The sequence below is a fragment of the Mesonia sediminis genome, from assembly GCF_042684705.1.
Classification (GTDB): Bacteria; Bacteroidota; Bacteroidia; order Flavobacteriales; family Flavobacteriaceae; genus Mesonia; species Mesonia sediminis.
Genome location: NZ_JBHULZ010000009.1, coordinates 27,457 through 42,070, shown reverse-complemented (window position 1 = coordinate 42,070; position 14,614 = coordinate 27,457). Strand labels below are relative to the sequence as shown.

Here is a 14,614-nt window from a genome sequence, read left to right as displayed (position 1 = left end):
GATAGAAAAATTTCTAAAAATCCTGACAAACTGAATTAAAAAACACTACACACAATAACTAAGCGTTCCCCAATGAAAAATCGGGGCAAGCTGTGTGGCCGGTATAGCCTGTCCCGACCTCTTTTTTCGAGAGCCTAACATGAACGCAGTGTTGACTAACCCGGCTGTTTGTCGGTTGGTACTATGGGGATTAATCTATTGTTGTGCTGCTCTTTTAGAGATGATTAGCAACATTTCTTTTCTTAGCGGTAGACTTAGGATACCCAAAAAGCTTATAAATTGCACCTCTTTGCGTATTGAATGGTTTATTGCTATCCCCGCTAGTGCACGGTTGCATCGCGTTCACCTTGCCTTATAAACCAAAGTAGCCTGTACGGGAAAATATTGACCCTTCCAGATTTTATCCCTAATAACCGAGTTAGGCTTTATCCAGTACAAAATTGTTTTAAAAGTGTATATTTGGGTTGATATAACGAGTTGGCAATAAGCTAAAAAATAATTTGAAATAAAGTTGAATGAGTAATTATAAAGTATTTATCATTAACTGGATTGAAAAACTTAACTAGTATTTTGACCTAAGATTATATAATTCAGATAATTCCCGTTTTTTTATTATATTTATCTCCAAATTACTTCAGCTGACATTTAAATCTAACCGTTAGCAGTAAGTCAGGATCTTCATGGGGAAATTAGCCGAACAGGAACCAATAGAACAATAGTAGGCACATCTAAAAATTTATTTTACATTAAAAATTTTAAATTGTCATTACGCATTTTATTCGCACTTTTTTTAAGTGCCAGTTTATTTACAGCTTGTTCTGTGGATAACGAAACACCCGAAAATGAACCTCTAAACGAAAGTTTGGAATCCTATCTGGAGTCCTTTTATTCGGACAGTTACCGTACAGGAAAAAAGGTCAATATTCCATTGCCAGGATCTGAGAGCCTCTATGACAGAACAGCGGATTTCGATGGTTATACCGTTACAGAAATTTTTGTAGGAAAAGAAGAAAGGGCCAGAGGGTATTTGGTTGAAAATCCCCAAAGTCAAAGGATTAGTCACGTGGACGTTGATAGGAAGCAGTATGTTTACACAATTACAGACTATAATACTTCCAGAGTAGATACCTATAGTGATATCAATGAAATAAAAGAATATGATTTAACAGATCAGTTCGATATCATTAAAATAATCTCTGATCCAGTAATTCCTGATCCCGTTACAGGAAACCCTGTAGTAATCTCTCAAGGTTGGAAATATACTTATGGAGCTTGTAACAGTGAAGGTTGGAGAGGTGTTTATAGGACATATTATTTATTTGGTTTTATTAGACTAACAGATACTGAGCCAGTTACGGATGAGAGTGGTGCGCCTGTAACTGTAGGGTGTAATGAAGAATATCAGCCATAAATTCATTAACTGTACTGTTGATGTTCTCGACAGTACAGTTTTAATAATCGTGTATATATGAAATTCGCATTTTTTTATATTTTATTGTTTTTTACATTTAATGTTTTTAGTCAAAAATTTGCGGTAGTAGACATCGATACTTATGATTTAATCGAATCAGTTACCTTCAAAGCTTATGATGGTAATAAGCTTGTCTACAAGGGTATAACAAAAAACAATAAAGCTACGGTTATACCAAGCGATATAGAATATGATAAAATTGATTTCTTTAAGGAAAATTATAAAAATCATTCTATTGATACAGATAGTTTGAATGGTGCAATTTTTTTGACAAAAGAACATATTGAACTAAACGATGTAGTAATATCTTCAAATAATAATGGAAATATTAATTTAGGTGAATCCAATAGAATCGTAAAATCTGGAAGTAGATATTTATTACCAAAAAAAAGTTTTGGTGTGGTATTCACAAATACACAGCAAAAATTGGAAATTTTTAGGACTGTATTTTATGTTGATAAAGTAAAACACAAAACAGCCTACAGAATTCACTACTATCAGGTAGAAGAAAGCCTACCGGATAAAAATAAGCAAACCATTAAATTCAATGAAAATATATATTCCACTGAAACCTTATATCTGGAAGCTAAAGAAAAAAATAGGATAGAGATTGAGCATAAAGAAAATATTCCGTTTGAAGTAAACACAACTATATTTGTTACTATTGAGTTATTGTATTATTTGGATGATAATAATAATAAATTTCAACCTGATAATAAGCATAGGTCGAAACTGAAATTTCAGTTATCGGATCAAAATAATTATTATTCAAAAACCGTCAATGAAATTACCTCTAAGAATTCTATTGATTTTGTGAATATAAATTTGATGTACAAATATGATTTTGCAAATTACCTATACGAGACTCCTCATAAAAGTCAGCTCTTATCACCAGCAATTATGTTGAACGCAATAAAAACACCATAAGGTAAAAGCCAATTGCCAACAATGTATATAACAAATAGCTGCGTCTTATATAAATCGGAAATTTGGTATATTTCGAATGTCGCCAATTTTTATTTTTGGCGTTTTATAAATTTAAAGGTAAAAACTTAAAATAAAAAAATTGGCTTGTAGCTTAACCGAAAAATTAGCACTTTTTTGCACGCTACTTATCATATACAAACACGTTGTGCAAAATATCGAGCAACAAATAGAAAACGTTAACTAAAAAAAAGATATGATAGCTAAATTAGAAAATGATATTTTGAATGTCTATAACGAGGAAAACAATTTAATTGGTGGAATTAAAACACAACCGAATTTTAAAAATACGGAAATTAAAATCGGAGAAAACAAATACGAACTATATCGCGATAAATGGAATACCGAAATTTCCGAAAATGGTAAAGTTATTTATAATTTGAAAATGAACTCTTTTTCAGGAAATGCAGAGATTTTAGAAACAGGAAATAAAATAACAGGTGTTTTTGGATTAAAATGGGGGACAAAAATGGTTGATAAAGAAAAAAATACTCTTTTGAAAATCAGAAATGAGAACCAAATTGTAAATACGAACAAATACGAAATTGAAATAACAAACAAGAAAGTTACGGATTTAGAAATTCTTACAACTTTATATGGACATTTATATGGTTCGAATATGAAACTCAAAGCTGTAATAATTGGAGCAGTTGTGGTTGGAATAATTGCGGTTGGAATTATAAATTAAAAAATACTTTGCCTAATAACTAAGCGTTCCCCAATGAAAAATCGGGGCAAGCTGTGTGGCCGGTACAGCCTGTCCCGACTTCTTTTATCGGGAGCCTAACATGAACGCCGTGTTGACTAACCCGGCTGTTTGTCGGTTGGTACTATGGGGATTAATCTATTGCTGTGCTGCCCTTTTAGAGATGATTAGCAACATTTCTTTTCTTAGCGGTAGACTTAGGATAACCAAAAAGCTTATAAATTGCACCTCTTTGCGTATTGAATGGTTTATTGCTATCCACGCTGCTACGCGATTGCATCGCCTTCACCTTGCCTTATAAACCAAAACTAGCCTCAACAGGCTAATGCTTAACCTATCCTATTTAAACCGTAATTGATTGATTTGTAAGCTCCCCAAAAACAAAATATTAATTATAAAATTCTAATTTTCAATGCTATATGCGTCTCAAGCATCCGCTTTAAGCGGAAAAACCATTCGCTTTCAAGAAGTATTTTATATCTTAGAAGCATGGAAGATTTACATGTAAGTTTTATTCAGACGCAACTTTTTTGGGAAGACCCGCAGAAGAATCGGACTCATTTTGAGGCTAAATTGGCCAACTTAGCTCCTACCGATTTAGTGCTGCTGCCCGAAATGTTTAGTACGGGCTTTAGCATGCATCCCGAACCCCTAGCCGAACCGACCAACGGACCCAGCTTGCAATGGATGCAAAAAATGGCTACCCAATATCAATTTGCCCTTTGCGGGAGCTTAATCGTTCAAGAAAAGCAAAAGTATTACAACCGTTTGTATTTTGTTTATCCCGATGGCCAATACACGCATTATGATAAAAAACACCTGTTCAGTTTAGCAGGTGAACAGCACAAGTACTCGCCTGGTAAAGCGCTAAACATTATTACTTATAAAGGCTGGCGCATTTGCCCGTTGATATGCTATGACTTGCGCTTCCCGGTTTGGTCGCGTAATCAAGATGAAGCCTATGATTTGCTACTATATGTAGCCAATTGGCCTGCACGCCGCACCTATGCTTGGGATCAGCTGTTAAAGGCGCGTGCCATTGAAAATATGAGTTATGTTGTGGGCGTAAATCGAATAGGGCAAGACGCCAATGAAAACCAGTACCTAGGGCATTCCATAATTTGCGATATGCTGGGCCAAGCACTCACCCCCGAGAAGCTTGAAAAAGACACTTGTCAGGGAGTGCTACTAAACAAAGAAGCATTGCAAAAAGCCAGAAAAAAGTTGGGTTTCTTACGAGATGCCGATAGCTTTACCTTATATTAAATTGCTCTACCACCTCCCAGTTGGCACGTAGTTCTACCTTACCCGGCAGGTAATGTACCTTTTCGGGTTTTTGCTTTTTTAAGTAATTTCCGGTATCCCATTGCTTATTGCCGTTAACGTCTTCAATTAAACGAATATAATAATTGCCAGGTTTAAGGTAATTAAAGGCAAATGCTTTTTGCGCATTGTTTTGACTTATAGAGCGTACTATCTCATCACGATCATTAAGTACCTGCATTAGCAAAGGGTACGGCGAATCTATACTCACCTTTACCTGTAAATTGGCGAGATTATCTAGACTTGGCGTTTGGTAGTTAAAACTTAAGGTATCATTGGTTGCACCATAAATATCGGTAAAAGCGCCGGGTAAAAGTTGTAAATTGTATTTGCTACTGGGAGCCGACTCAAAACGGAATACCCACTGGTTTTTTATAGGTTTAAAAACCGATTTAAATGCTACTGCCGCACTGTCTTGATCGGTCAGCGAAACTTTTGTTAGATCTAAGTCGGCTTTAGGTACATTGGCATAAACGCCAATACTATCTAATAAACTTATATTGGGCTTGGTAAGCGGTGTAAATTGCAAGGAGTCTTTATACAATTCTTTCACGCGGGTGTGCAAAGTATCTACTTGCTGCTGGTGGCGGTAGGCTATCACCAAACTGTCTTGTTTTAAAGCTTCTGGAACAAAATAATATAAGGTATCGGTATCTAAACTTTTGATGTAAGGCAATTTAGCGTTGGCATATGTCGGATAAATTTGGTTAATCTCTAGACTATCTGGCAATTCTCCTACATAGCCAATGCCAGCTTTTCGCGCCGATTCTTGTTTGAGTTTTACCAATTCAAAGCCAGGCTTTTCTTTAAACAAACTAAAACGTAAGGTTTTATCGGTGGGTAGGCTTATGGTATCGCTTAAAAAGTCTATTTTATCTTGGTAAGGGTTGTACAAATAATTACTGTTCTCGTCTTTTATCGCCACGGCTTTGTATTTTCCGGCACGCATATTCTCTAGACTAAACTGCCCTGTAGAATCCTTAGTATAAGCAATATAGGTGGGCGGCTTTTGATAAGGAATAGAATCGGTGTACTGCTCGTCTAAACGGTAGAGCATCACCGCTACAAAAACATCGGTTTCTCTTTCGAGCGCATTGTCAACACGACCGCTAATCTGTAAACTATCCAATTGGGATCCGGTAGAAAAAACGTATTTAAAAAAAGGCAACGGATTTTCTTCATTATGATCTACAATGCTATTCCCAAAGTTTATCGTGTAGGTAGTATTGGGCTGCAACAGCGTATCGTTAAATTGAATGCGGATGTATTTTTGCGGATTGCCTAGCGGACTCAAAGTAGGTTTGGGATCTAGGGGCGGTGAAAAAATAACTTGTTTTTGCGCATCTTGCAATTTGATGAACTCATTGAAATGGATACGGATTTCCTCAGCTTTAAAATTGGTGGTAAAGTTCCCCGGATTGGCGCGTAAAAACACCGGTGGTATAGTATCTTTCTCTCCGCCAGTTGGCATCCCGCGTTTGGCACAATGCGTAAAAGCACTTAAAGCCACCAGTGCCAAAACCATATAAACCCATTTTTTACTCATCTGCTCTCCTATTTTAAGCAAAATAACAAAATAAGCCTTTATAATACTTCATTTCTTGTCTAAAAAATAAACTCTACCAGCTCAAACACCTTTAACAAATAATCTCTTTTCGCTTTAAGCGGATGTAGAGGCAGGAAACAGAATATTTTCGGGATTCGTAAAAGACAACGATAATGTATAAAAATTTTATTTATTTTAGTGAAAATTTTGACAAAAATGCGTACTTATTTTTCAATTATTTGGATTTTAACACTGGCATCAAATTGTCTAGCCGGCAATATCGAATTCAACAAGTTGCAAAACCCTGATAGTTTACTTGTCCAAGAGAGATATAAATTAGCTATTGAGGCTTATTCCATTCTGTTACAGGCAGACAGCCTCCATTCAAGTCAGGAGATTGAGTATAGAATAAAAAGAGCTTATGCGCGGGGACAGTTCTTCCAAGAACAATCAAACTATGAAAAAGCCAATGAGTACTACGCCCATGCGCTGAAACTTCTAGAGCAATCAAATATAAAGTTAAAACCAACCTTTCTTATAGATGTTCATAACGCTTATTATCATTCATTAGCTTACGCCGGATCATGGGATAAAGCGGCAATTATAGGAAAACAAGGTCTTCCCTTATTAACCAGCCAACCCAACGATAAAGCTAAGGCAGATTATATATATGATTTAGGTTATATTAATGATCGTTTAAAGCAATACGCTTTGGCTATAGAGTATTATAATCGAGCTATTGAGTTATATGAAAGTTTTGAACAAAAGAACTATTTTGATATAGGATTGGCTTATAATAACTTAGGAACTGTCTATAGGCAAATTAATTTTTTCAAGGAAAGGCAAAATAGTTTACAAAAAGCTAAGTATTACTGGGAAAAGGACAAAAAGATAAAACCTCATTATTTGGTTACCTTGTACAGCAACCTAATTAAACTATATATTGAGTATGGTGATAAAGAAAGGGCAAGAGAGGTCTTTAAGGATTTGCAAGCAATAAACATTCAAGCCTTAGCTGCTCAAGATAAGTTGAACCTCTACCGAAGCAGCATTATGTTTTACGTAAATAATGATTATTTAAAGCGAGCCGAAATCACCCTAAAGAAAAGCCAAAAGTTATTCCATGAACTAGCAACCTCTCAACAACAAAAACACATACATCAAATACTTGCCAGTCAACTCCTACTAGTCGATGCATACACTGAAGGGAACCAACTAGAAAAGGGGAAAAAGATGCTAAGCAAAATCACTCCCCTAGCCCAGATTCATAAGCAGCATTATTATGAAATGCTAGCCTTTACTAAGCTGGCTAACATCAGCATCTTAGAAGAGAATTTTGAGAAAGGAATTAGCTTCCTAAATCAAGCTTATGCCATACACAGCCTATATCAAATAGGCGCTATCAACGAATCAAATATCTTAATTAAAAAAGCTAATCTAAGGCTAAAAACCTTTGAATTTGAGACGGGAGAGAAGGAAATACAGGAAGCCATATACAAGTTAACCAATCAACAAACGAATCAAGCATTTCAAGTAAATATAAACCATTTTAAAACGCAAAATAATAGTTACTATGTAAAAGCACTAAAAGGGATAGCCGACTTTTATTGGGAACTCTTTAAGAATACTCAAAACCAGCAACACATCAGTAAATCGATACATTTTTATGCTTTGGCCGCAGCCACTTTTGGTTACTATAATCAAACGGAACATTACAATCATAAACTTCATCAGATGAATCGGGAATTAACAGAATCTATATTTAGAGTATTTACCAGCCAAAACAAGCCTATCTGCACCGATTTATTGACACAACTCGAAGCTAATGAATCTCAACTATTACGTTTAGAATTTGAAAAGAAAAACCTCGAGTTTATTGCTTTAAGCCCGCAGACCATAACCAAAAATAATCTTTTGCGCTATACTTATACCCATCAAGATAATCTATCAGATGAATATAAAGCCGCCTTAAAAAAACAAATTGCCTGTTTGCAGACTACTATTGCTAAAGAGTCTCCTGCTTTTTCATATTTTTTTAGAAGTCAAATTAGTATAGATCAACTACAAGGTATGCTTGAGCCCGAAGAAGCTATTTTGAAATATTTTGTCGGATTTGAACGCATTTATTTGCTTTTACTAACCAAAAATCAACATAAAATTATTGATTTAGCTAAAAGCAAGCAAGTAGAACAATCGGTTTTAGGGCTCCTTAGTAAACTTGAAGAACCACGATTTCAGACAAAGGCAAATATACAAATGCTAAGCAACTATCTTATTGCTCCTATAGCAGATGAAATTACGCCTTACAAAAAACTAAATATCATTCGTCCAGCAGAATTACACGCAATTCCCTTTGAAATTTTGGAATATAATAATATTCAAATTATAGATCAATTTGCTTTAAGTTATGAGTACTCTCTAAGCATTTGGAAATTTATACGCGAACATCACCTTAACAATACGCTCAATCAAGAGCTTTTAGCGGCTTTTTCGCCAAATTATTTCCAACCCGAACATAGAGATACAACAGATAAGACTTGGAGGAATCATCGGTTCACTCAGTTACTAGGAGCAAACTTGGAAGCAGAAAAAATAACCCGTCAATTTAGCGGTGCATTATTTAAAAATGATGCCGCCAGTATTGATAATTTTATAAAAAACAGTAATAGGTTTAAAATTCTTCACCTGGCCATGCATGCCGTTCTAAACGAAGAAAATCCTCAAAAATCGGGTTTGGTATTTCAAGAGAATGATGTGCTGTATTATTCTGATTTATATAATCTATCTATCCCAGCAGAACTGGTGGTGCTTAGTGCTTGCAATACAGGTATAGGTCAAATGAATACTGTGAATGAATTTAAAAGCCTTGCCCAATCATTGACCTATGCTGGAGTGCGTTCAAACATACACAGTCTTTGGGAAGTACCAGATAAAGAAACAGCTGAAATAATGATAAATTTTTACTCCTTTTTAAAGAAAGGAGTAGGTAAATCTGAGGCTTTAGCGCAAGCAAAAAGAAAGTTCTTAAAAAACAATCCGTTGAAACAACACCCATATTATTGGGCAGGATTTGTATTGCAGGGCGATAATAAGCCCATAATAAAAAAAACAAATCCTGTATATTATATGTTAGGAATTATTGGAGTTACTAGCTTATCCCTGCTATTATTTCGCCGTAAAAAATTAAGGTAATTCTTGCAATAAATCTTTTGCGAACTGCGCCATGGGGGAGTCTTTAGTTTTTAAGGATTTCAGAATCGCTTTTGATTCTTTATAACGTTTGTTTTTGGCGTAGGCTAAAGCCAAGTACCACTTGTTTGCGTTCACTAATGCATCCTCTTTTAACTCACTTTTCAGTGCAATGAACAAATCTATTGCTTCGGCATCTTTGTCTATTGCCAAAAGGCTAATTGCCTTATAAAAACGTAGGTATGGCTCTCCTTTTAATTGATAAGCTTGTTCAAACAGGGGATATGCCTTATTATATTCTTGACTTTCATACATATAAAAGGCTAAAGCTACAGGATTATCAATTTCTGCATCAGAGCGGGTTACTATTTCAAAATGATTAGGGTAGGGCTCAAAATAGGTTGTAAAATAATCTTGAGTCGTTTTAAAAGGATTAAGAAAGAAATAAGAACTGCCTAGAATAACTATTATAACAGCTGCATATTTCAGTATGGAACGCAATTTTAGTATTGTCGAAGGTTTAAGCTTATTCTTATCTAAATTTTGCAAACGAGCTTTTATGTTGTCTAATTCTATTTGGGCAATCCCTTGTTGAATTTCAAGCTCACTATAAAAGTCTTCGGCAAATTGAGAGTTTTCTTCGAGTAATTTTTGAAATTCCTCAAACTCTGATTGACTTAAGCCTTGTGTAAAATACTTATCTTTTAATTCTTCTTTATTCATTAGGCTTGCAAATTAATTCTTTTAGCTTCTTTAAACATCTAGATTTTTGACTCTTAAGAACATCTTTTGAACTGTAGTTTAAATGCTTAACAATTTCGTCGAGCGAGTAAGACTGATAATAAAAATAATTCAATACTTGCTGGCATCTCTCGCCCAGTTTATCCCAAGAAGCTTTTATTTGTTCTGTTCGCTCTTCTTGCAAATCGGTTTCAAAATGCATTAATTCCTCTGAGTAGAAAATATGTTTATCATTTATAGTGATGCGTGGCACTTTTTTTAAGTGTTTATAAATCTTAAATTTTCCAATAGAAAATAAATAAGTCCGTAAACTACAATTAAGTTTATTTAGCCTACCGCTTTTTACATTCTGGTAAAAGCTAAGGATTACATCTTGATACATATCCTCCACCTCATCTTCTTTTAAACCTAACTTATAAGCAAAGAGAAAAAAGGGCTTCTTATGCTCTAGATAGATACCATCTAAGGTTTCTAGCTTTCCAGCTTTTATTGCATCAATCAAAAATTGTTCTCTAAGCATTTATCTAATTTTCACCATAAAGTAAACAAACCACAAAGTTAAACTTTTTATAATGTGTTCGACTAGCTTTCACCGCCTCCTAAAAAAATTATACCAATTTGATGTTTACGTTTTTAATTTCCTGGTATTAATAAGCAAATAAACAATCTAAAAACACTAAAAATGAAAAAACAATTATTTTTTCTAAGTCTATTTACAATTCTTGTTAGTTCAAGTTTATTAGCACAAAAAAACACAAAAATTGGAGCTTTTATGGCATACGGATCCGAGATTGAAAACCTAGGATTGGGCCTTAACGCAGAATTCGATTTAACCGAAAAACTAGCGCTTTCGCCATCTTTCATTTATTACCTGCCCAAAGATGAGTATGGTTTTAAAGCGAATTGGTGGGAGTTGAATGCCGATGCTCATTATTATTTTTTACAAGAAGAACAAATAAATGTATATGGTTTAGGTGGTCTAAATTACAGCCACATTAAAGTCTCTTATGAAAATGCTTGGGGTTATGGCGGTGACTACTCAGCCTCAGATGGCAGATTTGGTTTAAATCTAGGAGGAGGTATCAATTTTAACCTAAACGAAAAATGGTTACCATTTGCTGAGATTAAATATGTATTAATCGATGACGGCCAACTTGTATTGGGTGCAGGTATTAAATATGTCATCAATTAAAAGTTTACGGCCTCGCTTAAACTTGCGAGGCTAGTTTATTACTCAAATCAAAACATAACTTTATGAAAACAGCAATTCATTTGATAAACTATAAAACAATTAGTAGAGGTATTAACCTCGTACTTTTGATGATAGTTCTAAGCTTAGGCAATAGTCTATGCGCTCAGACCTTACGATATGTAGATACAACTGGCTCAGATTCCGGGAATTGCGATCAACCTGGAAATGCCTGCGCCACTATTGGCTACACCCTAAATCAAGCCAATAATGGAGACACAATAATCATTGCCTCAGGTATCTATACAGAACAATTGCACATAAACAAAGACATCACCCTTAAAGGTGCGGGTAATACGCTCCCTGGAGGAACTGTTATACAGGCACATGCCGTAAAAGGTCAAGCTAGTTTTAGGGTGATTACCAATACTGTATCTAATCAACTTAATATTGAAGATCTTGTCATACGCAATGGCGTGATGGGCGTAGGTGCCGGTTTATATGCAACAAACCAAAGTGTAGTAAACTTAACCAACGTAAGCTTTATAGACAACCAAAGCACTTCTTCAGGTGGAGGTTTTTTCATCAGTAGTTCAGGAACTGCTTTTCTCAATAACGTGTTATTTTTAGATAACACTGGGGGTTATGGAGGCGGAATGGCCAATAAGGGTACCGCCACTCTAAATCAGGTAGTATTTGATAATAATATTGCAACGGTATCAGGTGGAGCATTTTATAGCCTAGGGGTATCACATCTAACAGACATTCAGTTTTTAAATAACAATGCTGAATATGCAGGAGGGGCATTGGTGGCCGATGGCACCTTAAATTTAAATCAAGTCAATTTTATAAATAACACCACAAACCAAAGGGAAGGAGGAGCTATCATGGCGGCAAATGCTACAGCAAATTTACAACAGGTAGATTTCATGAATAATAAAGCAGGTGTAACTAACCCAAATCAAGATCACGGCGGGGCTCTGTATATAAAACAAAACAGTGACTTTACAATTATTGATGCCAATTTTGTCGATAACGAGAGTTCCGACGGTTTTGGTGGAGCCATAGCTGCTTACGATAGTGAACTTGCTATCTATTCTAGCAATTTTCAAGGCAACATAAGTAAGGCGCAAGGTGGCGGCCTATTTGCCGATAATGCTATTATTCAAATTGACACTTGTGATTTTAAGAGCAACCAGAGTTATCTTGCTGGTGCAATTTCATCAGAATCTAGTAATTTAGATATCATCAATTCTGCCTTTACAAACAATTCGGCAACGGGTCTATCTGCTGGAGCACTTTTAGTATACAGCCAATCGACTTGTACGATAAAAAATAGTTTTTTCAATGATAATTATGCTGATTTATACGCCGGCGCCATAGGTAATGAAAACTCTACCATGCTAATCAACAACACGCTTGTAGTAGGAAATGTAGCAGCCGGTAGTGGTAGTGGCATTGCCAATGCCGGTAATATGCAATTGAGTAATCTCACCCTATCTCAAAATGGAGATCCAAATAATACTGGTGTGGGTGGTATTCTTAATCTTTCTGGCAATTTAGATATCGTAAATAGCGTTATATGGGATAACTATGGTAGTATAACCGATATAGGCAATGGCTCAGGAGCAACCCTTAATATTAGTTATTCTATTTATAACCAAAACACCTCCTATAATGAAGGTGTACTCAACAGTCAAAATTGTCATTCAACAGATCCAGGTTTTGAAGACAGCTCGAACCAAGACTTTCAATTAAGTTCTAATTCTATCGCTATTGATGCTGGTGATCCTAATACTGACTTGAACCAGTTTATTACAAATCAGCAAAATGTTCCTATTGATTTAGCTGGAAATGAACGAATAATGAACCAACAGATTGATATTGGTGCCTACGAGTACAACAGCCTTTCAACAACAGATGAACACAATACTTTAGAAATTCAAGTATACCCCAATCCGGTTGTAACCGATGTGAACATATTTTATAATGGACCTATTTTAAGTAGCCAACTATATAATCTCCAAGGGGTAAAATTAAAGGAATGGAAAAACCAAAGAAAGCTACCCTTAGAAGGTTTACCTACCGGAACTTTCTTATTAACCATTAAGACTGCAAATGGAGATCATAGCAGCATAATTGTAAAACAATAAACTAATTTATATGAAAACCAAACAGAACAATTTTTTGAAACTAATTTTTTTATCGGTAAGTTTTGTCTTTATGACAAGTTGTGAGGAGGATGATTCTCCCGTAGAACCTGTACAAGAGTTATTACCGCCAATTGTCTTAGATTGTGATTCTTTTAAGGAAGATCAAATATTAACGGATGACCCCTTGCGTCCGGTAGATTTTGTTGTAACTTGTTGGGCAACTGTCAAAGGTGATCTACGCATAGAACCTGGTGTGGTTATTGAATTCGAACGCCATGCTGGGCTTTATATCGCTAATAAAAGTAAGGAGTTACAAATAAAAGGTACGCCAGATCTACCAGTAATATTGTCTGGCACCGAAAAACAGAAAGGCTTTTGGCGAGGCTTGCTCTTTGCAGAATCCCATAATTTAAATAACCTTATTGAACATAGCGTTATAGAATATGCTGGCTCACAAGATTTAAAACCTACTTCACCTATTTATCGCGGCAGCCTTGCGGTACAAGGGGTTTCTGGGACCACTCCGCAAGCCTTAAATCTTAGAAACGTTGAGATTAGTAACAGCGGTAACATAGGTCTAGATCTTCATGGAATATCTAAAGCGGCTAAAGTGAATACAGAAAACCTTAACCTTACAAAAAACAATGGGGTTCCTGTTCAAATTTCAGCCGAAATGACCCACATCTTAGATGGTAGTTCAAATTTTCAAGGTAATGTAAAAGATTTTGTAAATATTACAACAACTAATTATGAGCTACAAGAGCAAAATGTAAGCTGGAAGAAACTTAATGTACCTTACTTAATTGATGGGCGTGTACATATTAAGAAAAACGGGCACCTTAATATAGAAGCTGGAGCCAATCTTGTTTTTAGAACAAATGCATACTTACAAGTAGCACCTTTATTACCTCCCTACCAGGCAAGTCTAAAAATAGTAGGAAATAGTGGTGAACCAGTTAGTCTCCAAGGTTATGAATCAAATTTCTGGGGTGGTATTTATTTGGGGCATACACAAGAAGATAATAGAATTGAACACGCCCACATCAAAAACGCTAAAGGTGATTTTCCTGTAGGTAATCTACAAGATAAAGGTGCAATTTATCTTCATGCTCAACCTAAATTACAAGTACTCAATAGTGTCTTTGAAGACATTCCTAACTGCGCATTTTATGGATATGGTACAGATCCTTTTGAAAATCTCACCGTAAACAATTTAAACTTTATAAATGTAGCCAGTGAGTACTGTGCGAATTAGCCTAGTATGCAAGTTTAAGATGGCTTGTGCCCATTTTAAACTTGCATCTTTAATATA

The 14,614-nt window shown here is 35.4% G+C and carries 11 protein-coding genes; 8 read left to right on the top strand and 3 right to left on the bottom strand.

Annotated features, from left to right (window positions below; translation table 11 throughout):
* Positions 1-760: 760 nt before the first annotated feature.
* The 4 genes from ACFSQ0_RS02555 to ACFSQ0_RS02540 all read left to right on the top strand — a co-directional run bounded on the left by ACFSQ0_RS02555 (position 761) and on the right by ACFSQ0_RS02540 (position 4,427).
* Positions 761-1,411: a hypothetical protein gene (locus tag ACFSQ0_RS02555; protein WP_379043686.1), complete on the top strand. Its 651-nt coding sequence runs from the start codon at positions 761-763 to the stop codon at positions 1,409-1,411.
* A 57-nt stretch (positions 1,412-1,468) separates the two neighbouring features.
* Positions 1,469-2,398, top strand: coding sequence for a hypothetical protein (locus ACFSQ0_RS02550; protein WP_379043683.1), 930 nt, complete (start codon positions 1,469-1,471; stop codon positions 2,396-2,398).
* Between the two features lie 253 nt (positions 2,399-2,651).
* Positions 2,652-3,143 carry a hypothetical protein gene (locus ACFSQ0_RS02545; protein ID WP_379043680.1) on the top strand — a complete coding sequence of 164 codons (492 nt, stop codon included), beginning with the start codon at positions 2,652-2,654 and terminating at the stop codon, positions 3,141-3,143.
* Positions 3,144-3,650: 507 nt separating this feature from the next.
* Complete coding sequence (locus tag ACFSQ0_RS02540; RefSeq protein WP_379043677.1) at positions 3,651-4,427, top strand: amidohydrolase; 777 nt, start codon at positions 3,651-3,653, stop codon at positions 4,425-4,427.
* Here the strand turns inward: ACFSQ0_RS02540 and ACFSQ0_RS02535 are convergent.
* Entirely contained in the window at positions 4,414-6,030 is a 1,617-nt protein-coding gene (locus ACFSQ0_RS02535; protein ID WP_379043674.1) for an Ig-like domain-containing protein, read from the bottom strand. The two genes, ACFSQ0_RS02540 and ACFSQ0_RS02535, sit on opposite strands and share 14 nt — an antisense overlap.
* Before the next feature lie 216 nt (positions 6,031-6,246).
* On the opposite strand from ACFSQ0_RS02535, the gene ACFSQ0_RS02530 reads away from it, so the two are divergent.
* Positions 6,247-9,222, top strand: coding sequence for a CHAT domain-containing protein (locus ACFSQ0_RS02530; protein WP_379043671.1), 2,976 nt, complete (start codon positions 6,247-6,249; stop codon positions 9,220-9,222).
* On the opposite strand, the gene ACFSQ0_RS02525 is transcribed toward ACFSQ0_RS02530, so the two are convergent.
* Positions 9,214-9,942 (bottom strand): tetratricopeptide repeat protein, encoded by a 729-nt coding sequence (locus tag ACFSQ0_RS02525; RefSeq protein WP_379043668.1) that lies wholly within the window; start codon positions 9,940-9,942, stop codon positions 9,214-9,216. The two genes, ACFSQ0_RS02530 and ACFSQ0_RS02525, sit on opposite strands and share 9 nt — an antisense overlap.
* Entirely contained in the window at positions 9,935-10,480 is a 546-nt protein-coding gene (locus ACFSQ0_RS02520; protein WP_379043665.1) for an RNA polymerase sigma factor, read from the bottom strand. Before ACFSQ0_RS02520 ends, ACFSQ0_RS02525 begins: the two co-directional genes overlap by 8 nt.
* Positions 10,481-10,642: 162 nt before the next feature.
* Between ACFSQ0_RS02520 and ACFSQ0_RS02515 the strand changes: the two genes are divergently transcribed.
* The 3 genes from ACFSQ0_RS02515 (at position 10,643) to ACFSQ0_RS02505 (ending at position 14,557) form a co-directional block, all read left to right on the top strand.
* Entirely contained in the window at positions 10,643-11,152 is a 510-nt protein-coding gene (locus ACFSQ0_RS02515) for an outer membrane protein (protein WP_379043662.1), read from the top strand.
* 62 nt (positions 11,153-11,214) lie between these two features.
* Positions 11,215-13,302, top strand: a complete 2,088-nt coding sequence (locus ACFSQ0_RS02510; protein WP_379043659.1) for a choice-of-anchor Q domain-containing protein — start codon at positions 11,215-11,217, stop codon at positions 13,300-13,302.
* A gap of 10 nt (positions 13,303-13,312) precedes the next feature.
* On the top strand, positions 13,313-14,557 hold the full coding sequence (locus ACFSQ0_RS02505) for a hypothetical protein (RefSeq protein ID WP_379043656.1): 1,245 nt from the start codon (positions 13,313-13,315) through the stop codon (positions 14,555-14,557).
* Positions 14,558-14,614: the final 57 nt, after the last annotated feature.